This window comes from Mesorhizobium sp. ORM8.1, from assembly GCF_053005525.2.
Map to the genome: position 1 here is coordinate 5,464,835 of NZ_CM132600.1, position 25,285 is coordinate 5,490,119.

Annotated in this window: 19 protein-coding genes and 5 pseudogenes; 7 read left to right on the plus strand and 17 right to left on the minus strand. The window is 62.4% G+C overall.

The window, feature by feature from the left end:
- Positions 1-9: 9 nt before the first annotated feature.
- Positions 10-332: pseudogene (locus tag ACVDG8_RS27340) on the plus strand (VIT1/CCC1 transporter family protein); the annotation flags it as partial.
- Between the two features lie 119 nt (positions 333-451).
- Here the strand turns inward: ACVDG8_RS27340 and ACVDG8_RS27345 are convergent.
- Both ACVDG8_RS27345 and ACVDG8_RS27350 read right to left on the minus strand, forming a co-directional pair.
- Positions 452-967 (minus strand): N-acetyltransferase family protein, encoded by a 516-nt coding sequence (locus ACVDG8_RS27345; RefSeq protein WP_447251211.1) that lies wholly within the window; start codon positions 965-967, stop codon positions 452-454.
- Between the two features lie 42 nt (positions 968-1,009).
- A pseudogene (locus ACVDG8_RS27350) lies at positions 1,010-1,653 on the minus strand (helix-turn-helix domain-containing protein).
- 475 nt (positions 1,654-2,128) lie between these two features.
- On the opposite strand from ACVDG8_RS27350, the gene ACVDG8_RS27355 reads away from it, so the two are divergent.
- The gene (locus ACVDG8_RS27355) at positions 2,129-3,112 is read left to right on the plus strand and encodes a zinc-dependent alcohol dehydrogenase family protein (RefSeq protein WP_447251213.1); all 984 of its coding nucleotides are present in this window, start codon (positions 2,129-2,131) and stop codon (positions 3,110-3,112) included.
- 12 nt (positions 3,113-3,124) lie between these two features.
- Here ACVDG8_RS27355 and ACVDG8_RS27360 read toward each other — a convergent pair whose 3' ends face one another.
- From ACVDG8_RS27360 to ACVDG8_RS27380, 5 genes and pseudogenes are all read right to left on the minus strand, one after another.
- On the minus strand, positions 3,125-3,715 hold the full coding sequence (locus ACVDG8_RS27360; RefSeq protein WP_447251214.1) for an NAD(P)H-dependent oxidoreductase: 591 nt from the start codon (positions 3,713-3,715) through the stop codon (positions 3,125-3,127).
- A gap of 32 nt (positions 3,716-3,747) precedes the next feature.
- The gene (locus tag ACVDG8_RS27365; protein WP_447251215.1) at positions 3,748-4,134 is read right to left on the minus strand and encodes a hypothetical protein; all 387 of its coding nucleotides are present in this window, start codon (positions 4,132-4,134) and stop codon (positions 3,748-3,750) included.
- A gap of 85 nt (positions 4,135-4,219) precedes the next feature.
- Entirely contained in the window at positions 4,220-4,669 is a 450-nt protein-coding gene (gene trxC, locus ACVDG8_RS27370; RefSeq protein ID WP_447251216.1) for a thioredoxin TrxC, read from the minus strand.
- 15 nt (positions 4,670-4,684) lie between these two features.
- A pseudogene (locus ACVDG8_RS27375) lies at positions 4,685-6,543 on the minus strand (heavy metal translocating P-type ATPase).
- A gap of 8 nt (positions 6,544-6,551) precedes the next feature.
- On the minus strand, positions 6,552-6,938 hold the full coding sequence (locus ACVDG8_RS27380; RefSeq protein ID WP_447251218.1) for a DUF302 domain-containing protein: 387 nt from the start codon (positions 6,936-6,938) through the stop codon (positions 6,552-6,554).
- A 150-nt stretch (positions 6,939-7,088) separates the two neighbouring features.
- Here ACVDG8_RS27380 and ACVDG8_RS27385 point away from each other — a divergent pair.
- Positions 7,089-9,769, plus strand: a pseudogene (locus tag ACVDG8_RS27385) (bifunctional acetate--CoA ligase family protein/GNAT family N-acetyltransferase).
- A gap of 13 nt (positions 9,770-9,782) precedes the next feature.
- Here the strand turns inward: ACVDG8_RS27385 and ACVDG8_RS27390 are convergent.
- On the minus strand, positions 9,783-11,342 hold the full coding sequence (locus ACVDG8_RS27390; protein WP_455707302.1) for a bifunctional aminoglycoside phosphotransferase/ATP-binding protein: 1,560 nt from the start codon (positions 11,340-11,342) through the stop codon (positions 9,783-9,785).
- A 65-nt stretch (positions 11,343-11,407) separates the two neighbouring features.
- Complete coding sequence (locus tag ACVDG8_RS27395; RefSeq protein ID WP_455707303.1) at positions 11,408-11,806, minus strand: c-type cytochrome; 399 nt, start codon at positions 11,804-11,806, stop codon at positions 11,408-11,410.
- Between the two features lie 170 nt (positions 11,807-11,976).
- Between ACVDG8_RS27395 and ACVDG8_RS27400 the strand changes: the two genes are divergently transcribed.
- Complete coding sequence (locus tag ACVDG8_RS27400) at positions 11,977-12,813, plus strand: universal stress protein (protein ID WP_447251222.1); 837 nt, start codon at positions 11,977-11,979, stop codon at positions 12,811-12,813.
- 387 nt (positions 12,814-13,200) lie between these two features.
- Here the strand turns inward: ACVDG8_RS27400 and ACVDG8_RS27405 are convergent.
- Both ACVDG8_RS27405 and ACVDG8_RS27410 read right to left on the minus strand, forming a co-directional pair.
- Positions 13,201-14,400: pseudogene (locus tag ACVDG8_RS27405) on the minus strand (IS256 family transposase).
- A 350-nt stretch (positions 14,401-14,750) separates the two neighbouring features.
- The gene (locus ACVDG8_RS27410) at positions 14,751-15,713 is read right to left on the minus strand and encodes a dihydrodipicolinate synthase family protein (protein ID WP_447251224.1); all 963 of its coding nucleotides are present in this window, start codon (positions 15,711-15,713) and stop codon (positions 14,751-14,753) included.
- A gap of 167 nt (positions 15,714-15,880) precedes the next feature.
- Between ACVDG8_RS27410 and ACVDG8_RS27415 the strand changes: the two genes are divergently transcribed.
- Together ACVDG8_RS27415 and ACVDG8_RS27420 are read left to right on the plus strand one after the other, a co-directional pair.
- On the plus strand, positions 15,881-16,984 hold the full coding sequence (locus tag ACVDG8_RS27415) for a mandelate racemase/muconate lactonizing enzyme family protein (RefSeq protein ID WP_447251225.1): 1,104 nt from the start codon (positions 15,881-15,883) through the stop codon (positions 16,982-16,984).
- A gap of 68 nt (positions 16,985-17,052) precedes the next feature.
- Positions 17,053-17,961: a dihydrodipicolinate synthase family protein gene (locus ACVDG8_RS27420; protein ID WP_447251226.1), complete on the plus strand. Its 909-nt coding sequence runs from the start codon at positions 17,053-17,055 to the stop codon at positions 17,959-17,961.
- 49 nt (positions 17,962-18,010) lie between these two features.
- Here ACVDG8_RS27420 and ACVDG8_RS27425 read toward each other — a convergent pair whose 3' ends face one another.
- From ACVDG8_RS27425 to ACVDG8_RS27440, 4 genes are all read right to left on the minus strand, one after another.
- Positions 18,011-18,655, minus strand: coding sequence for a GntR family transcriptional regulator (locus ACVDG8_RS27425; protein WP_447251227.1), 645 nt, complete (start codon positions 18,653-18,655; stop codon positions 18,011-18,013).
- Positions 18,656-18,770: 115 nt separating this feature from the next.
- On the minus strand, positions 18,771-19,841 hold the full coding sequence (locus tag ACVDG8_RS27430) for a Gfo/Idh/MocA family protein (RefSeq protein ID WP_447251228.1): 1,071 nt from the start codon (positions 19,839-19,841) through the stop codon (positions 18,771-18,773).
- Complete coding sequence (locus ACVDG8_RS27435) at positions 19,838-20,452, minus strand: FAD-dependent oxidoreductase (protein WP_455707304.1); 615 nt, start codon at positions 20,450-20,452, stop codon at positions 19,838-19,840. The genes ACVDG8_RS27430 and ACVDG8_RS27435 overlap by 4 nt, the downstream gene beginning before the upstream one ends.
- Entirely contained in the window at positions 20,449-21,240 is a 792-nt protein-coding gene (locus ACVDG8_RS27440; protein ID WP_455707305.1) for an FAD-dependent oxidoreductase, read from the minus strand. The genes ACVDG8_RS27435 and ACVDG8_RS27440 overlap by 4 nt, the downstream gene beginning before the upstream one ends.
- Before the next feature lie 203 nt (positions 21,241-21,443).
- Between ACVDG8_RS27440 and ACVDG8_RS27445 the strand changes: the two genes are divergently transcribed.
- The gene (locus ACVDG8_RS27445; protein ID WP_455707306.1) at positions 21,444-22,202 is read left to right on the plus strand and encodes a transporter substrate-binding domain-containing protein; all 759 of its coding nucleotides are present in this window, start codon (positions 21,444-21,446) and stop codon (positions 22,200-22,202) included.
- A 218-nt stretch (positions 22,203-22,420) separates the two neighbouring features.
- Here the strand turns inward: ACVDG8_RS27445 and ACVDG8_RS27450 are convergent, their stop codons facing one another.
- Together ACVDG8_RS27450 and ACVDG8_RS27455 are read right to left on the minus strand one after the other, a co-directional pair.
- Complete coding sequence (locus ACVDG8_RS27450) at positions 22,421-23,971, minus strand: FAD-dependent oxidoreductase (protein WP_447251231.1); 1,551 nt, start codon at positions 23,969-23,971, stop codon at positions 22,421-22,423.
- Entirely contained in the window at positions 23,968-25,269 is a 1,302-nt protein-coding gene (locus tag ACVDG8_RS27455) for a D-arabinono-1,4-lactone oxidase (RefSeq protein WP_447251232.1), read from the minus strand. The genes ACVDG8_RS27450 and ACVDG8_RS27455 overlap by 4 nt, the downstream gene beginning before the upstream one ends.
- Between the last annotated feature and the right edge of the window lie 16 nt (positions 25,270-25,285).

Sequence of the window (25,285 nt, forward strand, 5' to 3'; positions counted from 1 at the left end):
GTTGCGCAGGCGCTTGGCGCCCACGCCCGTGACGAGCTTGGTATTTCCGAGGTGACCGCGGCGCGACCGATCCTGGCCGCGCTGGCGTCGGCAGCGGCGTTTTCGGTCGGCGCGATCATGCCGCTGGCCATGGTGCTACTGCTTTCGCCGCCCTCCCGACTTGTTGCCGTCGTTTCGGTCGCATCGTTGCTGTTCCTGGCGTTACTGGGCGCAATTGGCGCGCGGGCCGGCGGCGCCAACGTATTGAGGCCACTGCTCGGGTCACCTTTTGGGGAGCGCTGGCGATGGCTCTGACCGCGGGCATTGGTGCGATGTTCGGCACCGCAGGCTAGGACAGGCTTTGCCGAAGGGTCATCATATCCAGGCGAGGTGAGTCGTATCCAGCGCCGGCTGAGCTGGTATCGCCTGGGCGAGATTGGTTACCGAGATACTCAAAGCTGACAAAGCAGCTTCAGCCCGCCAACTTGACGCCGAGCTTCCGCTGAACAAGGACGAGCGTCGGGTCGTCGGAGTCCGTTGTGATGGTGAAGCCCATCTCACGCTCGAGTTCGATCGCCGCGCGGTTTTCGCGGCTCTCGATCGACTCGATCGTCTCGATGCCGTGGTCGTCGGCGTAACGCGCTATGTAGTCGAGAAACTCCCAGCCGACGCCGCGATGCTTGCGATCCTCGCGGATGCAGATGGCGACCTCGCCGCGACGGTCGACCGGATCGGCTGCAAGCGTCGCCACCGCGATCAACATTCCGTCGGTCGAGAAGGCGAGAAAATTATAGACGTGCGGATCGTCGGAGCGGGTCATCGCCACCAGCCGCTCATGCGAAACTTCCTTCAACGCCCCGAGAAAGCGGAAGCGTAGATCCTCCGGCGTCACGTAGGTGAAGAACTCGGCGACGATCGGCTCATCATCAGGGCGTGCACGACGCACCTCGAAGCGAAATCCGGTGTGAGTTGTAAGCATGGTTTTCATCTGCGCCCCTTTCAGGATCGATGCGCGATTGGCTCAGATGTCTCATTCCCCCATTGCCAGCAACGTATCGCGCTTGAGAATTTCGATGCTGCGCAGGCTGAACAGGCGGATCACGCCTTTCTCTTTCAGGCGGGTGAGGACCCGCGACACGGTTTCGATCGTGAGGCCGAGATAGTCGCCGATATCGTTGCGCGACATTGGCAATTCCACCTGCCGCAACCCTCCCTGGCGCTCCGACATTTCCACGAGGAATGCCGCGACGCGCTCAATGGCGTTCTGGCGGCCAAGCACCAGCAGATGTTCCTGCGCCCGGGTCAGGCCTTTGAGCGCGAGGGGCAGGAGCTGGCGCGACATGTCCGTGCCTGATGGAGTGCGAAAGACCCGGACACCGGTTGCATTGATCGCTTCGGCGAAGAAGTGGTGGGTGGCGTCGGCAGCGAAACCGAAGGTTTCTCCCGCCAGATGGAACGCGCTGATCTGCCTGCGGCCGTCGGCGAGCAGGCGGTAGATGCGGACCGCGCCGAACTCGACCTGGTAGAGGGCCCCCGCCTTTTCGCCCTGAGCATAGATTTCGGTGCCTGCCGAGAAGAAGCTGACCGGCGTTGTCGGCCCTTCGAAGACGGGTGCAGGTCTCTGCTGGGGGAATAGGACGGCAGTTCGATCTTGGCGGAGGCTTGAGCATACATGGCTGTGGTCCCAGTGAATTTGCGACAACAGCAATCGCGCAAATCCGGCGATGCCGAAATTCGGTTATGTCCCTAAGGGAAACTACTTAGAGCGAGCCCGAAATCGGATGATCGAGCCGGATATGGCGAGCAAGCCACTTGGTCGATGCGATTGACCGCGATCAAGGCCGGCATGACCTTGCTCGGCAATTATCTGGTCAGAAACCAACCAAGGGAATCTGTCCATGACATCAGATATGATTGAAATCTGGGCTGGGATGCTCGGCCTTGCCTATCTTGCCGCCGCCGGCCTTTATTTCTCTGTTGGGAAGCACGGATATGTTCGAGTGCGTCATGGCTTCGGTCGTCACACCCGGCCGTACCCGGTCAAGATCAGGCACCCGCGATAGGAACGAGTGCCAAACAGGCGCGTTTCGATTCTCGTCGTCGAGTGGAAGCGTTCTGCTCTCGTCTTCTGAGAGACCGGGGAAGCGTGATGAAGGCAATGGTGCTGGAAAAGCCCGGTGCGCTTTTGAGCCTCGTCGACCGTCCAGATCCCTTGCCCGGAGCGGGCGAGATCAGGCTCAAGGTGGAGGCATGCGCGGTCTGCCGCACCGATCTGCATGTCGTGGACGGCGACTTGCCATGGCCAAAGCTGCCGCTCGTGCCGGGTCACGAAATCGTCGGCATCGTCGATCTCGTCGGTGAAGGCGTGTCGCGGTCCCGGCTCGGGCAGAGAGCGGGCGTTCCTTGGCTGGGGCGCACTTGCGGACATTGTCCCTATTGCAATGCCGGCGCCGAAAACCTCTGCGACCAGCCGCTCTTCACCGGCTACACGCGCGATGGCGGCTTCGCCAGCTATGTCGTTGCCGATGAACATTACGCTTTCGAGCTCGATGCTGCCGCGGATCCGGTGTCGCTGGCGCCGCTCCTGTGCGCGGGGCTGATCGGTTGGCGATGCCTCAAGAAGGCAGGCGACGGCCGGCGCCTGGGCATCTATGGCTTCGGCGCCGCCGCGCATATCATCACGCAGGTTGCGATCTGGCAGAGGCGTGACATCTTTGCCTTCACGCGGCCAGGCGACATTCAGGCACAGGAATTCGCGCGCTCATTGGGCGTTGTCTGGACCGGGGCGTCCGACGAATTGCCCGCCATCAAGCTCGATGCCGCGATCATTTTCGCACCGGTCGGCGAATTGGTGCTGGCGGCGTTGCGGGCCGTTCGCAAAGGCGGCCGCGTGGTCTGCGGCGGCATCCACATGAGCGACATTCCATCGATGCCCTACAAGCTTCTCTGGGAAGAAAGAGAATTGGTCTCGGTCGCTAACCTGACCCGCCGTGACGCGGAGGAATTCCTCCCGATAGCGCAGCGCGCTCAGGTGCGCACGCACACAAAGGTCTATCCGCTGGAACAGGCAAACCAGGCGCTGGATGATTTACGCATGGGCAGGCTGAGCGGTGCCGCGGTCCTGCAACCGTGATCCCCTCAGCAACTACGCGGCGCGTTCGCCCAGGCTTTGCATTTGCTTCACCCAACCCGCCCGCTTCTCACCGCTGGCGTTCGCGACCATGCCGAACAAGGTCTCGCGCACTGGCTTGATGCCGACGAAGTTGAGGATGCCGCGCCGCATGCCGGCTATGCCGTGGCTCAGAAACCATATCCGGTAGACGGGTGCAGGCATTCCCATCGTCACCACGAGCCGCGCCGAGCGTCCCTGCAATAGAGACTTTGCGAAACCTTTGCCCTTATCTGGATAGGCAAATGCCGTGCCCGGCCGCATCACTTGCTCGAGGAATGCCTTGAGCAAGGCCGGCATGGTGCCCAGCCAAAGCGGGAAGACAAAGACGAGGTGCTCTGCCCAGAGGACGGCCTCGGTCGCTTCCTTCAAACTTGCCGGAATGGTTCCGTGTTCGAACTCCTGCGTTGTCCGAAGTATCGGAAAATTTAGCGATGCCAGATCGATCTTGCGCACGACGTGGCCGACGCTTTCCGCGGCGTCTGCGTATGCCGAAGCCAAGGCGCGGCACAGCCGGTCAGGAGACGGGTCGGGATGGCCCACGACAATGAGTATGCGACGTGACACGGGCCTGCTCCGATCGGCTTTCGAGAGAATTGCTACGGCTGCTCGACCCGAGCCACCTGATAAGTGTGCATGGCCCCGTTGCGCCTTATGGAGACATACTCGCCGGTGACGAAGCGCTCCTCGCCGAGATGAAAGCCGATCTCGTCGTCACGGTCGCCCTCGGCGTAGTCGAAGTACCATTGGCCGCCCGGCTTGCGGCGCAAGCGACCGACAAGATCGTCTTCGCCGGTACGGAAGCGGCGGACACGACAGAAGGCCTTGTGCGATTTCCATTCCTCGGCATCAAGCCGTCCCTCGCCAGTGAGCGGAACCAGCACATCGTAACCTTCTTCGCGGTCCCCTTGCGGATGATCCTTCTCGCGGGCCAGAAGCAGGCGGATGTTCCTGAATTTCGGGGTGAGGTCGTGCAAAGTGGTCATGGCAAACTCCTTCGAGGCCATTCCTACCGCGGCGGCCGGATGCGACCTTGATCGGAGTCAAACGAGCTTCGGCTCGCTCACAGGCTCAGCCGGTGCCTGTCGGCAGGTGGCCGCGAACCCAACTGACGATCTGGCCGGTGCTCATCGCCCCCGACATGCGCGCGATTTCCCGCTGGCGATGAAACAGGATCATGGTGGGGATGCCGCGAATGCCCAGCCTCGCCGCGGTGGCCTGCTCCTTGTCGGAATTCAGCTTGACCAGCCGAATGTGAGGCTCGAGCGCCTTGGCGGCGGTTTCATAGGCCGGCGCCATCATCTTGCAGGGACCGCACCATGGGGCCCAGACGTCGACGAGGACGGGCAGGCTGCCGCGTCCAATCTGACGATCGAAATTTGCCGCGTTGATGTCCTGCGGGAGCCCTGAAAACAGCAGGGCGCCGCACTTTCCGCATTTGGCGTCGGCGCTGTTGCGGACGACTGGCAGGCGATTGACCACGCCGCATTTGGTGCAAACCACCAGATTCTCCTGCGCCATGACCTTTCAGTTCTCCTAGTTGCGATTGTGTTTCAAACGCCCGTCGCCAAGCGCACGCAGCGCATTGAGGATGACGGCGACATCTATGCCCTCTTGAAGCAATGCTCCCGCCACCGGCGCTATATGCCCCATGGCGGCCGCGATCATCGCCGCGCCCGAGAGCGCCAACCCGACGATGATGCTCTGCAGGGCGATCCCGCGCGTGCGCCTGGCGATCCGCAATGCTTCCGCGACAGGCTGCAGCCTGTCGGTCAGCACGACCACGTCCGCCGCCTCCGACGAAGCTGTCCCGCCGCGGGCCCCCATGGCAACGCCTACGGTCGCTGCGGCAAGGGCGGGGGCATCGTTGATGCCGTCGCCGACCATCATCGTCGGCGCCGTCGCCTTCTCGACCTCGACCGTTGCAACCTTGTCGGCCGGCGTGGCATCGGCAAAGACGGCATCGAGATTGAGCGAAGCGGAAACCTTTTCGGCCGCCGCGGCGTCGTCGCCGGTCAGCATGACTATCCGGGTGACGCCTGCCGAACGCAAAGCCCCGACAGTGTCGGCAGCATCCTGGCGTATGGCGTCTCCGAATGTGAAGATGGCGGCAAGGCCGCCATCGATAGCCAGAAACACCCTTAGCACTTGCGCGTCGCGGTACCGGCCCTCTCCACTTTCCGCCCACTTGGGCAGGGGCCCTTTCCCAAGAACAAGCGACCTCGACCCGGCCGCGACCGACATTCCGTCTACCAGCCCCTCAAGGCCTTCCCCGCGATGTTCGCGAACATCACGAGGTTGGGAAAGCACCAGGTTTCTATGGCGAGCGACGCGGACAATCGAATCCGCGAGGACATGATGCGAAGCCTGTTCAAGCGAGGCCATCAGCCGCAGCGATTCGTCGGCTTCCTGACCTGGAGCGACGTCGGTCTCGATCAGTTCCGCGCCGCCGAGCGTCAAGGTTCCGGTCTTGTCGAAGATTGCGGTGCGTATCTGGGCGAGCGCCTCCAGCGCCGCACTACCCTTCATGAGGATGCCGGCGCGGGCAGCGCGTGACACGCCGCCGATGAAGGCAACAGGCGCCGCCAGGATCAGCGGGCAGGGCGTCGCGACCACCAGAACGGCGAGCGCGCGGATCGGATCATCGGAAAGATACCAGGCGAGGCCAGACACCAGCAGCGTGGCCGGAAGCAGCAGCAGGGCAAAACGATCGGCGATGCGTATGAACGGCGCCTTGGCTGTCTGCGCGGCGGTGACCATCCGCACGATCGCGGCATAAGTGCTCTTGTCGGCGACAGCCGAAGCCCGCATGACGAAGGCCTCGCCAGCGTTGACGGTCCCACTGCGCAATGCGTCGCCGGCGCCGCGCCGCTCGGGCAGGGGCTCTCCGGTGACGGTCGACTCGTCGAGCAGGGCCGAAGCGTCGATCAGGATGCCGTCCACGGGCAGCAATTCACCGGCGCGCACCAAAGCTCGTCGCCGACCGCCACCTGATCGATCGGAATGGTCACCACGCCATGTGCGGACTTCCGATGCGCCACGCGGGGCGCCCTGTCGGTCAGAGCCCTCAGATTCCGCTCCGCTCGACCGCGTGCCAGATCTTCAAGCACAGTGCCGCCAGCATACATGATGGCGACAACCACCGCAGCCAGAGCCTGTCCCAGCAACAGCGCCGCCGACATTGAAACCAGCGCGATCGCATCGACGCCGATCCTGCCGATCCAGAAATCCCGCAGGATAGAAATGGCAAGTGTCGCAACAACGGGCAGCGTTGCCGCCATCCAGGCTGCATCGGGTGAGACGTAGTCGATACCGCTTCGCCACACGCCCAACCCAAGCGCCAGACCGAGAATGGCGATGATCAGCAGCGCACGCCGCAGCACGGACTCGTTCATGGCAGCCGTCAAAGTTCGTCGATCATTTCGCGCAGCAGCAGCCCGACATCCTTTGCCGTTGCGGCAAGTTGCGGGTTGTCGATGGCTCCCATCGCCACCATCGGATCGACAGCCGCTACTTCGACCTGTCCGGAGGCGATCTCGGTCACGATCACATTGCAAGGCAGCATGGCGCCGATCTTGTCCTCGGCCTGCAGCGCGCGCCATGCGAAATGCGGATTGCAGGCGCCGAGGATCATGTATGGCTTGAAGTCGACGCCCAGCTTGACCTTCATCGTGTGCTGGACATCGATCCTGGTCAGGATGCCGAAGCCCTTGCCGGCAAGCTTTTTGGTGACATGCTTGATCGCTGCGGCGAACGGCATGTCGAGGCTTTTGCTGAAATAATAACTCATCGGGTCCTCCTTCGACGGCGATCCTCGCCAGCCGAGACAGGTTGGTGACAGTGTCGCCGTAGCTAGCCGCAAGGGATCGGATGACGCTTTGATCCAGCGCAATGAACGCCCGGCGCGGTCGGTGAATGTGGCGGCAAGGAGTTTTCCGGGATGACAATCCGAAATCTTGAGTACGCGATCTCGCCGAAATCCGTCGTCGTCGTCGGCGCGACTGAGCGCGTTGGCTCAGTCGGTCGCGTTGTCTTCCACAATGTCGTCGGCGGTGGCTTCGAGGGAGAGATTTGGCCGGTCAATCCCAAACATTCGCACGTGATCGGGCACCGCTGCTACAGCACGGTCGCCGATCTGCCGGGCGTTCCCGATCTGGCCGTGATCGTAACCCCTCCCGACACTGTTCCCGATATCGTGCGGGAACTGGCCGGGAAGGGAACACGAGCGGCCGTCGTCATCACGGCGGGACTCAACCAGGCGAACGGCTTGCGCCAGGCGATGCTCGATGCCGCCAAGCCCTCGCTTATGCGCATCATCGGGCCGAACACGGTCGGGTTGATGGCCCCTCCAGCGAAGCTCAACGCCAGTTTCGCCCATATGGCGGCGAGGCCTGGGAATATCGCTCTGATCTCGCAGTCCGGCGCGATCGCCACGTCGTTGATCGACTGGGCGGCCGAGAACAATGTCGGCTTTTCCCGGATCATCTCGCTCGGCGACATGGCGGACGTCGATGTCGGCGACTGCCTCGACATGCTGGCCGGCGATTTTCACACGCGAGCCATCGTGATGTATCTCGAAACCATACCCAATCCGCGCAAGTTCATGTCGGCCGCACGGGCGGCTGCGCGTCTCAAACCGGTTATCGCAATCAAGCCTGGCCGGCACGAACAGGCGGCCAGGGCGGCGGCGACCCACACTGGGGCACTTTCTGGTTCCGACCGGGTCGTGGAAGCTGCGCTACGACGGGCAGGGGTGCTGCGTGTGGATGATCTCGCCGAGTTGCTTGATGCCGCCGAGACGGTCGCGCGCCACGCTCCGCTCGAGCGGGCACGGGTTGGCATCGTCACCAATGGCGGCGGGGCCGGCGTTCTTGCCGTCGACAAGCTCGTCGACCGTGGAGGCGAGTTGGCTGAACTTGCGCCGTCGACGATCGGGCAGCTCGATCATGTGCTGCCGCCGACCTGGTCGCATGCAAACCCGATCGACATCGTCGGTGACGCCGCGCCGGAGCGCTACGGGGCGGCGCTGGAAGCCTTGGCGGCGGATCCGGAAACGGACGTCATCTTGGTGATGAACTGCCCCACCGGGCTTGGTTCCTCGCCAAACGCGGCCAGGAAGGTGGCCGAGCTTGGCGAGGGGGGCGAGATCGGAGGAAAACCGCTCCTCGCGTGCTGGCTCGGCGAGCATACCGCGCGCGAAGGCCGACGTGTCCTGACGGAAGCCGGCATCGCCAGCTTCGAAACGCCGGAGGACGCGGCGATAGCGGCGTCCTATCTCAGCGAATGGTCGCGGGCCCAGCGGGCACTCCTGCGTACGCCCGCGAGCCAGGGCGAAGACCAGGTCGACGGCAAGGCATCGGTGCATGCCATCTTCCGGCAGGTGGCCAGAGAAGGGCGGCGCATGCTGACGGAGCCGGAAGCTAAAGCGGCGATAGCCGCCTATGGCATCCACGTGCCGAGAGCCATTATCGCCAGATCCGTCCCGGAAGTGGCGCAGGCCGCCGGCGAGCTTCTCGAAGGCTCCGAAAGGCTGGTCGTCAAATTGCTGTCGAAGGTGGTTTCACACAAGTCGGATGTCGGCGGCGTGGTACTCGACATTGCGACTGCCGAGAAGGCTGCGGAGGCCGCCCAGTCGATCGAGGCACGCTTGCGCGCGCAGTCGCCGGAAACGAAGGTGGACGGCTACACCGTGCAAGCCATGGTCGTGCGCAAGCATGCGCAGGAGCTCATTTTGGGTATGAGCCTGGACCCAATGTTCGGCCCGGTCATTCTGTTTGGCGCCGGCGGCACAGCGGTCGAGGTTGTGAACGATACGGCGATCGCCCTTCCGCCACTCGACGACGTGCTGGCCGCAGACGCGATCGACGCGACCAGAATAGGCCGCCTGCTTGCCGGTTATCGCGACCGCAAGCCGGCAAACCGAGGGGCGATAATCGCCGCGCTGAACGGCTTGTCGCAAATGATCATCGACTTCCCGTGCCTGGTCTCCCTCGACATCAACCCGCTGCTGGCCGACGTCGAAGGCGTGATTGCTCTCGATGCCCGCATCGAAATTGACCCGCGACGGGTGAATGAGCCGGCGCCGAACCCGGCCCTCGTCATAAGGCCCTATCCGTCAGGATGGAGCCGCGATCTTCTGTCGGACGGTATGACCTTTCACATCCGGCCTATCATGCCGGCGGACGTAGTGCTCTATCCCGCATTCCTGGCAAGGATCTCCCCGACGACTTGAGGCTGCGGTTCCTATCACTGCGCAAGAACTTCCCGGACCAGATGCTGAAGCGGCTCACGCAGCTCGACTACGATCGCGACATCGCCTTCGTCGCGCTTGAAAAGGACACAGGGGCGCTGGCGGGAATCGGCCGGCTTTCCTGCGACCCCGATCACAGGATCGGCGAATATGCGCTGCTCGTGCGGTCGGACCTGCAGGGCCATGGCCTGGGATGGGATCTGCTGAACCAGATCATCGACTATGCGAGGGCTGAACGCGTCGGCCGCGTCGAGGGCATAATCCTCAACGAAAACAGCAAGATGCTTGCAATGTGCCGCGAGTTTGGGTTCTCGGTTGCGCACCACCCCTGCGAGCCGGGCCTGTCTGTTGCGACTTTGGAGGTCCGCTAGGCTGCGGTCAGCTCTATGATCCGGTCCTCCTGAAGCTGACTTCAGCTGAAGCGGTGCCCTCAACCAAGGCCACCATCTCGGTTGTGATTTCGGCTACCTTGCGATCCGCCTCGATTTTGCGCCAGGTCAACGCACCAGCATCTCGCTGCAATTGCCGCGACAGGATGTCGACCGTGGCATCCGACGGGCCGCCCTTGCGTTCGCTGACCCGGTGCCAGAGCACCAACGGATCGGCCACCAGCCAAAACCCCGCAAACGAGACATTTGTGTCGATCGCGGCGCGCTCGATCCTGTCGCGATCCTCCGCCCTGTCGAATACGGCGTCGGCTACAACAGAGCCGCCTTCGGCGAGGATCAGCTCCGAACGCCAGGCGATCTGGCGATAGACGCGTTCCGACACGCCGGCCCGGTAGGCCTTGTCCGGCAGTCTCGTTTCGGCAGGCACGCCATGCATGGCCTTGCGGATGCGGTCGCTCTCGACGATCCTGGCCCCAGGTGGTGCGCCGATCTGAGCAGCGAGCGCTTCGGCGACCGTCGTCTTGCCCGAGCCGCTCAATCCGCCGATTGCCACGAGCCGAGGCGGCGTTTCGGCAAGCAGGACTTGCGCGAGTTGGAAATAGGATCGCGCTTCGGCAATCAACTTTTCGAGGTCCTGGCTGCCCTCCTCGACCTGTGTCGCGGTCACGTGAGCACGCACTGCCGCCCGCACCGCCATGAAGAAGGGCAGCAGGATGAAGCCGTCCTCGTCATCGGCGTCGTCGAGATAGCGATTCATCACCAGATTGGCGAACTCCGGAAAACCGCGATGCCACAGATCCATCAGCAGGAATGCGAGATCGTAAAGGACATCGACGGTGGCGATCTGATCGTTGAACTCGATGCAATCGAACAGGCGAGGCTCGCCGTCGAAGACGCAGACGTTGCGCAGATGCAGGTCGCCATGGCAGCGGCGGACACGACCTGTCGCCTCGCGCCGGTCAAGCAGGCCGGCATGGCGAGCGAGGGCGTCGCGAAACGCCGCGTTGAGCTCTTCGATTTCCTTTCCATCGAAGACGTGGCTTGTCGCAAATCCGGCCGAATTGATTTCAAGCACGCCACCGATGTTCGCCGACCCTCCGCCGGCATGGATTACGTCAGCGCTGCGGTGATATTGCGCAATCATGCGCGCCACGCCTGTCATCAGCGAGGGTGTCAACGTCCCCGCGGCAGCCATGCGCTCGAGAAGCCTCGATTGATCGAAGCGAACCATCTCGATAACGGCGTCGACCAGCTCGCCTGACCCTCCCAGCGCGAGCCGATCCCCTGCGCGCGTGATGCGGTGGACATCGAGATAAAGGCCGGGCGCTGTCCTGGAGTTCAACTCCATCTCCCTTTCGCATGCAGCGAGCCGCAACTCCGGCGTCGAAAAATCGACATAGGGCAGCTTTACGGCCCGCTTCATTTTGAATGCGCGCCGCCCGACAAGGAAGATTCGAGAAATGTGGGTCTCGATCGTCTCGACGGGACCAGCCTCGCCATAGCTGGCAGGATCCTTCAACATCTCGACCACGGCATCCTGGTTCTCAGTGATCATTGCGTGTGCCCTTGGCCTTGGTTGCATCATCGTTCGGCCTCGCCGACTGAAGTCTCGCGAGACTGCTAGTGCTGAAGCGTCTGGACGTAACCGGCGAGGTTTTGAATGCGTTCCGTGGTTACGGCTTCCCCGCCGTAGGGACCGTACTTCTTCACGTCGTCAGGCAGGAACTGGTTGCCCCAGACCGGCATGTCGCGCTCGCCATGCTCCGGCACGAGGCCGCGGCCATCGATCGTCGCGTACACCCGCCAGTAGGGAAACTCCCCGCCATTGCGCCTTGTCAGCGTGGTCAAGTTCGCGGGGCGCTTCCGCAATACGTCGGCCATTGGTCCATCGCCCCTGCCTTCCACGCCGTGGCAGACGGCGCAGGAATTCAGATATTCCTGCTGTCCATTGCTCATCTCCTGCGCAGCCGCGGTGCTCAGCGTCAGCGCGAAAAGGCTCATCATCGTCCAGAATCTCACCGATCTGCCTCCAGCCATCAATGTCAGGCTAAGGCCCGCGAGGCGCGCTTGCGTTGACCGGGATCAATCCTGCGAAGGGATCGATTTGATTCAGCGCAAGGAAGGATTCCGACCAGATGGCTACGGCTGCGTCCTCTGTGAACCTTTCTCTCGGACAAGGAGTCGCCGCCATGCCATTCAAGACATTGCTCACGGTTACAGGGGCCGATCAGGGAGACGATGATCTGAATCTTGCTGCCGGCCTGTGCGAAGAAATCGATGCCCATCTCTCGGTGCTTGTCCTGGTCATCGCGGCGCCTCCCTCTGGCGGAGCATATGCCGAGGTGGTTTCGCCGGCTTGGCTCGCGGAGCGAGAAGCCGAAATGGAAATGCTGCAGAAGCGGAATTCGGCCGTTTCCAAAATGCTGTCGGCGAGCCCTGTATCGACGGACCTAAGTGATGACTACCCGGACCATGCCTGGGCAGATGAGGTCATCGGCCGGCGTGCGCGTTACGCCGATATAACCGTCCTTGGGCCGGACTTGCTAGCGAGCCAAGATCTCAAGGAGAAAGTCATTGAAGGCGCGCTGTTTTCATCTGGAAAGCCGATCTTGTTTGTCCCCAAAGAGGCGTCCGCGACGTTGAAACCGAAACGCGTCCTCGTCGCATGGGACGCCAGCCTGGAAGCGTCGCGCGCTGTGCGAGAGTCGCTCGACATCCTTTCAGGTGCCGATGAAGTGCGGGTCGTCATGGTCGACCCGATCGAGGACGAACGGCATCACGGCGCGGAACCCGGGGCAGACGTGGCGACCTATCTCTCCCGTCATGGTGTAAAGGTAACGGTAGACCGCTTGCCGCGTTCAAGCCACTCGATCGCCGACGTTCTCCGCCAGCATGCGCTCGATACCGGCGCCGAACTCGTGGTTATGGGCGCTTACGGACACTCACGCGTGCGCGAGCGGATTTTCGGCGGCGTGACAAGGTCCATGATCGAGGACCCGAGATTGCCGATCATCATGGCTCGTTAAAAGCTGCATCCCACGAGGGGCGAAATCGAACGCGAATGCTTCGCCTGCCAATGCCGCTTCCATATTGTCTCTGCGCCGCGACAGCGGCGATATTTGGAACATATCGGCGCTTGCGTGATTGTGACAGGCCGAACGACCTTGAAGGCGACTCTGAATGCATCGCTATTCGCAGATCACTATCGCAATTCATTGGCTTACCGCGGTGCTTGTAGTCATCGCGTGGTTCACAGCTGTGGGCGGTCGTCATGCGCGGACCGACCCGTCCTACCTTCATTTTGCAGTCGGGCTTGCTGTCTTGCTGCTGGTTGTGCCCCGTCTGGATCGTGTCCCGGGGCGTGGTGTAGCTGACGGCTTGGTCGCCGCGCTGTCCGGCATGGGCCGGGCTGATCAACGTGCCACGGCTGGCAGGCTGATGAGCGGATCATCGCTCATTTGGCTGATGGTTTCCAGCGTCATGTATCTGGCGCGCTGCACGGCCCATTCATCGTTCTGTTCGAGCAGGATCGCGCCGACGAGGCGCACGATCGCGTCGTCGTTTGGGAAGATGCCGACGACCTCGGTGCGCCGCTTGATCTCGCCGTTGAGGCGCTCGATCGGATTGGTCGAGTGCAGCTTGGCGCGGTGCTCCTTGGGGAAAGTCATGTAGGCCAGCACGTCGGGCTCGGCATCATCCATGATTGTCGCCAGCTTCGGCACCTTGGGCCGGATCTGGTCGGCGACGGCGCGCCATTGCACGGACGCGGCCCCGGGCGTCTCCTGGGCGAAGGCGGTGGCGATGAAGGCCGAGACGACCCTGCGGCCGCTCTTGCCGGCATGCGCCAGCACGTTCCTCATGAAGTGGACGCGGCACCTCTGCCATGTCGCCGACAGCACCTTGGTGACGGCCGCCTTGATGCCTTCATGGGCATCGGAGACGACGAGCTTGACGCCGCGCAGGCCGCGACGGGTCAGCTTGCGCAGGAACTCGGTCCAGATCGGCTCGGCCTCCGAGGTGCCGATCTCCATGCCCAGCACCTCGCGCCGGCCGTCCGCATTGACGCCGACGGCGATGATGACGGCGACCGAGACGATGCGGCCGCCGCGGCGCACCTTCAGGTAGGTGGCGTCGATCCACAGATAGGGCCAATCGCCCTCGATGGGTCTTTCAAGGAACGCCTTGACCTTGCCGTCGATCTCTTCGCACAGCCGGCTGACCTAGCTCTTGGAGATGCCGCTCATGCCCATGGCCTTGACCAGATCGTCGACCGACCGGGTCGAGATGCCTTGTACATAAGCTTCCTGGATGACGGCGGTCAGCGCCTTCTCGGCCATGCGGCGCGGCTCGAGGAAACCGGGGAAGTAGGAGCCCTTCCTGCGCTTGGGGATGCGCAGCTCGACGGTGCCGGCGCGCGTCTCCCAGTCGCGCTCGCGATAGCCGTTGCGCTGGGCTATGCGCAACGGGTTCTTCTCGCCATAGGCGGCGCCGGTGACCGCGCCCACCTCCATTTCCATCAGCCGCTCGGCGGCAAAGCCGATCATCTCGCGCAAGAGATCGGCATCCGGGGTCTTCTCCACGAGCGTGCGCAGGTTCATCATGTCGTCGGTCATCGGTGGTCCTTCCGAATTGGGTTGGCGTCAACAACCAAACCCTACCGGAAAGCGCCGATGACCACCGCAAAGCCGCTCGCTCGCTACAGCGCTATCGAGGGCGCGCTCGCGAACGGCTTCACTACCGCCGAGCTACACCACGTCCCGGGACGCGACCACGCGACGCCTTGAAACGGCCTATTACGCGCGTGCGGCAACCTGCTACGGCCTTTGTCCACACTCATCGGGCTGGCACAGTCCTTTGAAGTTCGAGTGTCACGGCTGGTCTGCGGAAAGGCGTCTGTCGGAACCAGATACCGTCAAGGTGAATAGAATACCATAGCTGGCCAGTCCGCCATCTGATGGAGGGTTCAGGCCGCATACCGCGCAATCACGCCGGGTTGCCTCGACCACTGGGCATACCAGGCATCGAACAGTTTGAGCTGCTGCTTGGCATAGCCGCGCTGGCTGTCGCTCAGCGCATCCGTCGCGTTGAAGTGCAGCCGGTATTCGGGATTACCCTTCAGCACCATCATGTGCTTGAAATAAAGCACTAGGTCCGGACCCTCGTCGAAAGAGGACAGCACGGCGAGCGCGGCGTCCAGCTCCTGCGCCAGCCGGCGCGCTTCGGCATCGCCCTTCGCCGCCGCCTGGCTGAGACCCACCAGATGCAGCACTTCCTTCGGTAGCACGTTGCCGATGCCGGTGATCGCGCCGGACGCTCCGCAATTGACGAAACCATGGAAGACGGCGGTGTCGACGCCGGTCATCAGCGCGACCTCGTCGTCGCGGCTGGTGATGTTTTCCGCCGCGTAGCGCAAATCCGACGGGCCGCCGAACTCCTTGAAGCCGACCAGGTTGGGATGTTCGGCCCGCAGCGCGAAGAAGAGGTCGGCGCGTGTGGTAAAGCCGTAGTAAGGGCTGTTGTAGATGACGGCCGGCAGATCGGGGGCGGCGGCAAGGATTGCCTTGAAGTGGTGGCGCTGCGCGGTGACCGAGGGCCCTCGCGACAGCACGCGCGGTATCACCATCAACCCGCGCGCGCCGACGTTCTGCGCATGGGCGGCGTGGGCCACGGCGCTGGCCGTGTTGACCGCGCCGGTGCCGACGATCACTGGCACGGCGGCCTTCACCAGGCGCTCGACGCCTTCCATGCGCTGCGCGTCGGTCAGCAGCGGCCAGTCGCCCATCGAGCCGCAATAGACGACGGCCGACATGCCGGCCGCGATAAGCTCGCGTCCCTTGCGCGCCAGCGCCTCGAAGTCAGGCTGGCGGTCGGGCGTGCATGGGGTCATCAACGCCGGCATGCAGCCGGAAAAGATATTGGCGGTCATTCGGTTTCTCCCTTCAGGCCTGTCGGCATGCCGGCTGCTCACTCTGTTGCGGCGCCGGTCGACTGTCGCGGCTTCTTATCTTCTTATCGAATAATTGACAACATGGTAGAAGGTGACATATTACCGGTTACCACTAACTAACGCTGCGGCCGCCGCTAGGACCGACCATGAAAATCGCCTCGATCGACGCTTTCGGATACGAACTCACCTACGCGCATGGCGAGTATGTGATGTCGAAGGGGCGCGCCGCGCAAACCCAGGCATCGACGCTTGTGCGGATCCGTACCGAAACGGGACTCGAAGGATGGGGCGAAAGCAGCACGCTCGGCGGGACATACTTGCCGGCATTTGCAGAGGGCACACGGGAAGCCATCAGGGTTCTTGCCGCTGCCCTCATCGGCCTCGATCCGACCAATCTGTCGAAAGTGCATCAGGCGATGGACGCCATTCTTCTGGGGCAGAACAACGCCAAGAGCGCCATCGATGTCGCCTGTTGGGACATCCTGGGAAAGGCCGCCAATCTTCCGATTTCCACGCTGATCGGCGGGACGGCACAGGACGACTTTCCGCTCTATGAAGCCGTTCCTCTTGCTTCGCCGGAGCAGATGGCCGATTTCGTCAGGATGCGCGGCAAGGCCGGGATCAGCCGGTTTCAGGTCAAGGTCGGGAACAACCCCTTTGACGATGCAAGGCGCACACGCAGCGTCGTCGATGCCTGCCTGGACGATGCCGTGATCATCGCCGATTCCAACGGAGGCTGGAACGTGCAGTCCGCCATCATCGCGGTGCGCGAGCTGGCGGGTCTCAACATCTACGTCGAGCAGCCCTGCCGGGATACAGCGGACTGCGCGATCGTCCAGAAGATGAGCTCGCTGCCGCTGATAATGGATGAGTCCGTCGTCAATTCGGCGGAACTCTATCGCGCCAAATATGAGGCAGGGGCGGGCTCGGTGAACATCAAGCTCGGCCGTGTCGGCGGCATCACCGGCGCGGTACGGATGCGTGGTCAGGCACAGGATTTGGGCATGACAATGTGCATCGAGGACGTGTGGGGCGGCGACGTCACGACCGCCGCCGTGGCCCATGTGGCTGCAAGCACCCTTCCGGAAGCCCTGCTTCACGCCTCCTTTTTCAACGATTGGACAAAGGAGCACGTGGCGGGATACGCGCCGCACTCCAGCCGTGGCCGTGGCAAGGCGCCGGACGGGCCGGGTCTCGGCATCTCGGTCGATGCCAAAGCGCTCGGACCCGCACTTTTTGAGATCAGGTAGCTGCCACGTAGCGATCGTTGACGCGCAGACGGCTTTGCCGCTGCTTTAATAGTTCGAGACAGGAGAACATGATGGCCCTGAAGGGTGTACTTTCCGCAATCGTCACTCCGTTCACCCCTGACGGCGAGCAGATCGACGAGGCTGCGCTTAGAAGACTTGTCGACCAGAACATCGCCGACGGCGTCGACGGATTCGTCCCCGCAGGCGGCACGGGCGAGTTTTCGGTGCTTTCTCACCAGGAAAGGCGCAAGCTGGTCGAGATAGTCGTCGAGCAGGTGGCAGGACGCGTTGCCGTGCTCGCCCATACCGGCGCCACGTCTTCAAGGGAAGCAGTCGCATTGTCGAAGCACGCCGAGCGGGCCGGGGCGACCGCGATCATGCTGGCGACGCCGTACTATGAGCCGATCGGATTCGAGGAGGCCTTTGCCTACTACGCTGCCGTCGCGGAGGCGACCAGTCTGCCCATTTGCGCCTACAATTTTCCGCCGGCCACCGGGCTGCACCTCGATGTGGACTTTCTTGTCCGGCTGGCGACCGAAATTCCCCAGGTGAAATACGTGAAGGATTCGTCCGCCAACATCGTGCAGATGAACACGCTGCTGTACGACCATGCGGACAAGATCACATTCCTGAACGGCGAGGACATCCTGATGCTGCCTGCCTTGATGCTGAAGGCGCCGGGAATGGTCATGGGCATCGCAAACTTCATGGCGCGCGCGCTGGCCAAATTGCACAAGGCTGGCCAGGAGGAGGATGCCGCGACCGCGGTGTCGATCTGGCGGCAGATAAACCCAGTCATTCGCGTGCTGGGAAACGGCGCCTACAACAGCGGCGTCAAGGCGGCCTGCGATATCCTTGGGCTGTCAGTTGGTCAGGTGCGCGCGCCGATCCGGCCGTACTCGACCGCCCAGGTGGGCCAGTTGAAAGCGGCGCTGTCGAAGATTGACCCGGCCTTGCTCACGGGAGCCAGGCACTGAACCGAGGCGAGGGCGCGCTTTGCGCCTTTCCTTTTTCTCGACGCCGCACTCAGGCCCAGTCGGTCACCAGGTGACTGAGATGCTCGGTCATCAGTTTGACGGTAAGCTTCTGGTCGCCGGCCACCAGTGCGTCAAGGATCGGCTGGTGCTCCTCGGCAGATTTGACCAGCGCGCCACTTTCCGACAGCGCCTTGAGCCCATACTGACGTGACTGGTCGCGCAGGTTCTCCACAATGGCCGTCAGTTGGTCGTTTTCGAGGATTTCGAGCAGGCCAAGATGGAAGCGCCGGTCGGCATCGAGATATCCAACGATATCTCCCTTTTTGGCGCAACGGACCATATCGGACGCGACCTTGGAGAACTCGTCCTTGCGGGCCGCGACCTTTGTCTTCAAGGAGGCCAAGCGTGCCATGGAAGGTATTTCGACGAGAAGGCGCAGATCGTAAATGTTGCGCCGCTCTTTCTCACTCAACGGAACGACGCGGAAGCCCCGATTCCTCACGGCTTCCATCAAGCCCTGGTTGACAAGCGTTAGCATCGCCTCCCGGACCGGACTGTTGGACACGCCCAGTTCCGTCGCCAACGATGCTGCCGAATAGATCTGTCCGGGAGCCAGATCGCCTGAAACCAGCCGCAGCTTCAAGACCTCGAGAGCCTGATCCCTCAAGTTGGTTTGTTGCAAGCGGTTTTCCATTTACGCCTCGATTGGCAAGTGATCACCGATAACATGCGATCTATCAGTGACTCTCGCATTGGCGATGAAAAAATTCAATATGCGCCAAATCTGATGCCATTGCAGCCGAAAGGTATTATCTCGGCAGTTGGCTCCCGCCTCGCGCGTGGCGGACCTCCACAGGCCTGCCTTCGGCCGATGAGCGATAGATGGCGTCGATCACGCGCACAGCCATCAAAGCCTCGATATCGTCGATGTCTGGTGCATGTGGGTCGAGCAATGTCCTTACGATCGCCTGCAACTGCGCGCGCTGGCCGTCGGTTGGATAGTCGCGCGGCTCGATCGGATCCGCGAAACTGAAGCTTTGCGGAATGTTTGAGGCGGCTCGATCGCTCTTCGTCTGCCGGAAGACGATTTCATCGTGCTCGCCATTGATGATGATGGAGCCTTCGGTGCCGGAAATGGTCAGAAGGTGGCGCTGTCCCGGAAACGCCGCCGTCGACGAGGACAGGGTGCCAAGGGTGCCGTTGGTGAATTGGAAGGCCGCCACCGCGACATCTTCCGTTTCGATCGCATGGTAGGCCGTTTCGGTCAGAGCGAAGACCGACCGTATCGGCCCGACAAGATATTGTGCGAGATCGACGAGATGGGTCGACTGGGTCATCAGGCAACCGCCGCCCTCGACAGACTTGGTGCCGCGCCATGCATCCTTCCGATAGTAGGCTGGAGAGCGGTATTGATTGTCGACGATGTTGATCAGAAGGATCCGTCCGAGCGCGCCGCTCCTGATGTCCGATAGCGCCTGCCGGGCGGCTGCCGAATATCGCCGCTGGTAGATCACGAACAGCCGCTTGCCGGCATCGCGGCATGCCGCGATGATCCTCGACGCCCGGTCCTCGTTTATCTCCAGCGGCTTTTCGACGATGAGATGCTTGCCGGCCTTGGCCGCTGCAACGGCATAGTCGAGATGTCGGCCGTTCGGGGTGGTGATGATCACGGCATCGATGTCCGAATCCGCCAGGAACTCCGAGATGTCGCAATAGAAGCGCGGAATCGAAAAGGTGGCGCCGAACGCCGCTGCCTTTTCTCTATCCCTCGCGAAAACCGCCTCTAGTGAGGCGCCGGAGATGCGCCTCAACTCACGTGCGTGGGTTTCCGAGGCAACGCCTGCGCCGATCAGGCCAAATCGAACTGTCTGACCGTTCATCTGGATTTGCCGACAACCTTCAGTTTTGTGAGGCTCTGTTCCTTGTCCGCCAACCTGACCCTGGCGCGCCGGGCGGCTTCGTGCGCCGAGCCAGTCGCGATCTCCATGTTGCCGATCTCGGCGAAGTAGTCGCCGGCGAAATGGATGTCGACATCGTTCCTCTCGCAGTAGGTCAGCATGGCGTCGAAATTGAAGCCGGCTGGGCGATAGGTGTTGCCCGGAACCCAGCGCTGCACGATCGTCTCCTTGATGTGGCCTTTCAGCTCTGGAAACATCCTGTAGACGTCGGCCAGGTAGGTGTCGCGGATTCCATCGTCCGTGAGCTTCAGCATCTCCCGTGCCGGGGCGCCGCCGGAATAGACCATCAAGCTGCCGCCCGGCTTTCTCGGACCTATGCGCAGTGGATTTGCGTGGTTGAAGAACATGTCGAACGAGGCATCCGGCGTCGTGATGGCATAGACGTCGTCGTAGGGCATGGGTCCGGGTTCGTCGGTGATGATGCCCATCGTCGGGAACGGGCCGTACTGCACTTTCTTCAGCGTCGCCCGCACATCCTCCGGAATGTCGCGGACGATCTCGGCCGCCTGATAGGCGGGAACGGCCACGATCACTTGCGAAGCCGAAACCTGTGTGTGCCGCCATTCATCTCGTAGGTCACCGTGACCTTGTCGCCGACCTTCTCGACCGACTTGACCGTGGCGTTGTATTGCACTCTGTCGCCGAGCAGTTCCATCATCACCTCGCCCAGGCGGCCGGAGCCGCCATTGAGGTTCAGCGCCATCGAATCGCCCTTGCCGGCCCACACCGCGCCAAAGAGCGAGACGCCGACGCCGGCGTGCTGGTCCTCCATCTCGGCGGCGGCGCGGCGAGCCGCCGACTGGAACAGCTGTTCGACGCGCTTTGGCGGCCGGCCAACGAAGTCGCGGAACGAGATGTCCGACATGTAGCGGGCGACCCTCGCACGGCGACTTTGATTGTTCTCGCCGTAGACAGTTTGCATAGCCTGCTGCCAGCCCTTGACGGCCTTCAGCATGCGAAGCCCGATGGCGGCAAGCGAAATGCGCTCGCGGATGCTCATCTTGAGGGTCAGCGGAAGTGCTGCCACGGCCTTCGGCTTGTAGACCTTGCCGCCCCAATAGATGGCGAACTTGTTGCCCGGGATCCTGATGACGTCGAGGCCGATCGAATGCAGGATGTTGCGCATATGCGAGCCGGCCGCCGGGAACAAATGCCCGCCGAGATTGAGCCAGTAGTCGCCTCGGCCCAGTGAATAGAGCCGGCCGCCGAGGCGGTTCGTTCTCTCGAGAACCAGGATGCGTCGATCCCGCAATTCCCAGGCCGCGGCTATCCCCGCCGGGCCGCCTCCGATCACAATCGCGTCGTAGGTCGTGTTCGTCATTTGGCTCTCGTTCCAACCCTATGGTTCGTTTGGTGGACGGCCGTGACAGCGTCTGGTTGCGGGACTGTATTCCGGCCTTCCAAAGAACGCGCTTGTCAAAGCAATCGGTAAGCGGTAATATATCACACGTAAGCCATCATTGTCAACGCGCGGCGTGACCGTGACGCACTCTAACCGAAACAAAAATCCGGAGGGAAACGGAAATGATCTTCAACAGACGCAATGCCCTGTGTGTGATCGCCGCGCTGGCCAGCACGTCGCTGGTTGCCGTGGCTCACGCCGAGGGAGGGAAGGTTGACGCGGTCGCCGCTCTCCTTCCAAAATCCATCCAAGATGCCGGCGTGCTCAGGATTGCCGTGCCGGACACCGGAAAGCCTCTCGCTTACAAGGAGGGCGCCGACCTCAAGGGGCTGGACCCCGACCTTGCACATGCTGTCGCCGACGTGCTCGGCCTGAAGGCTGAAGTCAGCCTCATTCCTTTCGCCGCCGCGCTAACCGGGTTGCAGGCAAACAAATACGATATCTCCTATGGACAATTCTATGTGACGGCCGAGCGGCTCAAGGTTGCGGACTTCGTCACCGACTGGCAAGATTACAGCTCGTTCCTGGTCACCAAGGCCAAGGACTACAAGCCGACGGCCCTGACAGACATTTGCGGCCATACCGTCGGCGCGATGGCTGGCTCGGCTGAACTGGAGACGCTCAACACGGCGTCGAAGAAATGCTCCAAGGCGGCGACGGTGAGTGCTTTTCCTTCGATCAGCAACGCCGTGCTGGCGCTCAACAGCGGCCGCGTCGACGGCGTCCTGATCAACCGCGGCGGTGCTCAGGAATCGATCCACGTCGACGCCGGTCTCGATGCCACCGGCGAGATCGGGGAGGGCCGACCGCCACCGCCGTCGCCCGCAACGAGAACTCGGAAAAGCTGCTGCCCGCCATCAAGGCCGCCTATGACCACCTGATCGCAAGCGGCGAATACGCGAAAATTCTCGAGAAGAACGACACCTCCTATGGGGCGGCAAAGGAAGCCGTCATCTATAAGGAGGGCTCGACGCCTCCCAAGTACGGGTTCTGATCCCAGCTTCGAACTGCGATCCCGCCTCGTTCGAGGCGGGATTTTTTTTGAGGGCCTGGCTGAACGCCTGCCGTCGGCCTCCCGACCTCAGTCGATCGGCTGCCTTCACATGAGTTCGTAACAGTGGTCGGCCTTGAGCCTTGCTCTGAACGCGTCGCATTCGTCCCGCGTTCTGCTCCGGCTCCATGAGAGAAGCGGTGCCATCCTGGCCGCGGCAGCCTGCACGGCTTCGGCCGTCATGCGTCCAGTCCAGCCGAGGCCAGTTCGGCTGAACAGCACGCCATTCAGGTCTGTCGCGTGCTCATGTTCAACGCAGAACCTGACATCATCCTCAGTTGCCGGATAATCGTCCTGCAGCCGACGCCCCGCTCCGGGAAGGGCAACGCGTCCGCTCGGCTGCACTCGCACTGGCCCTGACGGGCGAATTTTTGCAGAGACCGCCTTAGCCAAGGCGCGAGCCGTCGAGCGATGGTTGGCGACGATCCCCCAACTGAGCGCCAGCATGTTCGGCACTCCTTCCGAGGCAAGGTCATGGATCACGTTGAACGGCAATCGCTTGCCTTTGGGATATCCATTTTCGGCGGTGATCGGGCGCAGCCCGGCCCAGGCCATCACGATGTTGTTTCGCGCGATTGCAAGACCTGGCGCAAATTTCCCCAACTCGGCCAGCAGGAAAGCAATGTCTTCCTCTTCCGGCCTGACATCCTCCAGTGCACCTGTGAATGGCGTCTCCGTCGGACCGACATAGTGGAGATCGTTCCAGGGCAGGCAACAGATCGGCTCGCCGATGCTGTTCGTTCCGGCCAGGCCCAGACCGCGATATCGCTCGGGCAATTTCACCAGCAGATAGACGCCCTTGACCGCGACGACCTTCCGCGAAACGGACGCCGTGGGCGTCGCGCGGACAATGACTTCGTCGACCCAGACACCAGCCAGATTGAGGACGATGCGGGCCGACACGTCCACCTGCCGGTCGCCGTCACGGACCTGCATCAGCCTCGCGCGCCAGCTGCCGTCCGGTGTGGGCGAGAGATCACTGACCTCGGTGAAGTTGAGAAGCGTTGCACCATTTCGCTCGGCGGCAAGGGCGGCGTCGATCGCGATCCTCTCCGGCCAGCAGAAGCGGAAATCCTGAAAGGAAATCAAAGACTGGAGCGCTTCACGCCTGCCAAGGTCCGCGACGAACGGATTGGAGCGGCTCTCCGCTTTGCTCAGGCGATGATACCGGACGTTCGCACCATTGCAGGCGAATGCCTTGATAATCCTAGCGCCGAGGTCCACTTGCCATCCCGTATAGAGACTGTCGCGGAAAATCGGCACGAAGGTCGTCATCGGCTCGATCGGACCTGGCGGGTCGAGGCAGAATTCCTCGAAATCCTGCGCGGCTCGCCTGGCCGACCGAAGACGCATCGCCAATTCCAAGGGATTTTTTAGATAGTCGACGACGGATTGCCTGGGCGCGAGGAGTTGCAGGCCGCAATGCAGCACCCGCCCCGAACGGGCGGTCGTCGCTCCGCCAAGGTCACCGCGATCTACCAGGAGAACACTATACCGAAGCCTGGAAAGCTCCCGTGCCGCCGCGCAGCCATTTATGCCGGCACCGACGATCAGGACGTCGAACAGTGATTTTCCGGGGTATGGAAACTCGCTGCTCATAATTCCATCGATGCCCAGCCGAAGAGATCGGCAAGGTGGGGATTCAAGAACAAGTCGTCTGGATCCATTTCCTGTCTGACCTTCCGGAATCGCGCAAAATCCGGATACAGCCTTTCCACGCGGTTCCGGTCGAGAAAATGGAGCTTGCCCCAGTGTGGGCGCGCCGAGAATGGCTGTAGCGCCTCGTCGACGGCGCGCAGGAACGGAAGATAGTCTCGACCGATTTCGCCCGAGACGGAGATCGACGTGCTGTCCCTGCCGCTCTGGGCAGACAGATACGCCTGATCCGCCTTCTGCCAGCGGACCTGCAGCGGTGATATTTCGTCCGGGAACCGCTTCCACATCAGGTCACGCATCAGCTCCACCGCGGCGCGCGCGTCCGCCGCACTGACCATGTATTCGAGCTCGTGGAATTCGGCGACGGTCGTGCCGTCGGGATAGATGCGGTACGCGCGATCCGTGCGCCGGTTCATGTCGCCAACCGGCACTTCAGGATGATCGGCGGGAACTTCCCTTAACAATTTGACGAAGCAATGATCGGCCGGAACATCGCCGAGCTTGTACATATGCGACGAGCGGTCGGTCGGCATCCACCAGAACGAGAAATGCCGGTACTCGGAAAGCAGGAAGTCCCACTGCCGCAACACCTCCGTCATCGGCAGGATGACGTTCTCTTCGCGAAGCCGGTAGGCCGGAACGAGTTGCAGGCCCACCCGCAGCACCGGCCCCAGCAATCCAAGCGATACCTGCGCCGCGCCAAGCCGCTCGGGATCGGACTGATCAATGTCCACGACGTCGCCCTGACCGTCGACGATCCGCATGCTGGTAACCATTGAAGACATCGAGCCGAAGGCCGTGCCCGATCCCTTGGTTCCCGTGGCGACCGCGCCCGCGACCGACTGGACGTCGATGTCGCCCTGGTTGGCGATCGACAGTCCCTGTTCCCATAGCGGAGCCCCGAGCGCGGCCAGCTTCGATCCCGCCCAGACCTCGGCCCGCTTGTTCTGCTGGTCCACCGATATCATGCCGCTGAGTTTCGAAAGGTCGAAGAGGACGCCGTCCGTGCGGACAATCGGCGTGAAGGAGTGTCCAGCCCCGGCCACCCGGACCGAGCGTTTCTGCGCGATGGCGGCTCGCATCGCGGCGATGGCATCCGCCTCATCCGCCGGCGTGACGATCCGTGCTGGCTGAAAGGTCTGGTTGCCGCCCCAGTTGGACCATTGGTTCATTGCTGGCAAACTGCTTCTCCTGTCATTTTCGAGCGCGCGGGCCTTGACGACACCGGCCGCGGGGCTCACTATGTAAGCGGCTACC

Excerpts from the sequence above, each read along its gene's own strand:
- ACVDG8_RS27345 (WP_447251211.1), bottom strand. The coding sequence starts at position 967 with ATGAAAACCATGCTTACAACTCACACCGGATTTCGCTTCGAGGTGCGT.
- ACVDG8_RS27355 (WP_447251213.1), top strand. The coding sequence starts at position 2,129 with ATGAAGGCAATGGTGCTGGAAAAGCCCGGTGCGCTTTTGAGCCTCGTC.
- ACVDG8_RS27365 (WP_447251215.1), bottom strand. The coding sequence starts at position 4,134 with ATGACCACTTTGCACGACCTCACCCCGAAATTCAGGAACATCCGCCTG.
- trxC (WP_447251216.1), bottom strand. The coding sequence starts at position 4,669 with ATGGCGCAGGAGAATCTGGTGGTTTGCACCAAATGCGGCGTGGTCAAT.
- ACVDG8_RS27380 (WP_447251218.1), bottom strand. The coding sequence starts at position 6,938 with ATGAGTTATTATTTCAGCAAAAGCCTCGACATGCCGTTCGCCGCAGCG.
- ACVDG8_RS27390 (WP_455707302.1), bottom strand. The coding sequence starts at position 11,342 with ATGATCACTGAGAACCAGGATGCCGTGGTCGAGATGTTGAAGGATCCT.
- ACVDG8_RS27400 (WP_447251222.1), top strand. The coding sequence starts at position 11,977 with ATGCCATTCAAGACATTGCTCACGGTTACAGGGGCCGATCAGGGAGAC.
- ACVDG8_RS27410 (WP_447251224.1), bottom strand. The coding sequence starts at position 15,713 with ATGACCGCCAATATCTTTTCCGGCTGCATGCCGGCGTTGATGACCCCA.
- ACVDG8_RS27415 (WP_447251225.1), top strand. The coding sequence starts at position 15,881 with ATGAAAATCGCCTCGATCGACGCTTTCGGATACGAACTCACCTACGCG.
- ACVDG8_RS27420 (WP_447251226.1), top strand. The coding sequence starts at position 17,053 with ATGATGGCCCTGAAGGGTGTACTTTCCGCAATCGTCACTCCGTTCACC.
- ACVDG8_RS27425 (WP_447251227.1), bottom strand. The coding sequence starts at position 18,655 with ATGGAAAACCGCTTGCAACAAACCAACTTGAGGGATCAGGCTCTCGAG.
- ACVDG8_RS27430 (WP_447251228.1), bottom strand. The coding sequence starts at position 19,841 with ATGAACGGTCAGACAGTTCGATTTGGCCTGATCGGCGCAGGCGTTGCC.
- ACVDG8_RS27440 (WP_455707305.1), bottom strand. The coding sequence starts at position 21,240 with ATGACGAACACGACCTACGACGCGATTGTGATCGGAGGCGGCCCGGCG.
- ACVDG8_RS27445 (WP_455707306.1), top strand. The coding sequence starts at position 21,444 with ATGATCTTCAACAGACGCAATGCCCTGTGTGTGATCGCCGCGCTGGCC.
- ACVDG8_RS27450 (WP_447251231.1), bottom strand. The coding sequence starts at position 23,971 with ATGAGCAGCGAGTTTCCATACCCCGGAAAATCACTGTTCGACGTCCTG.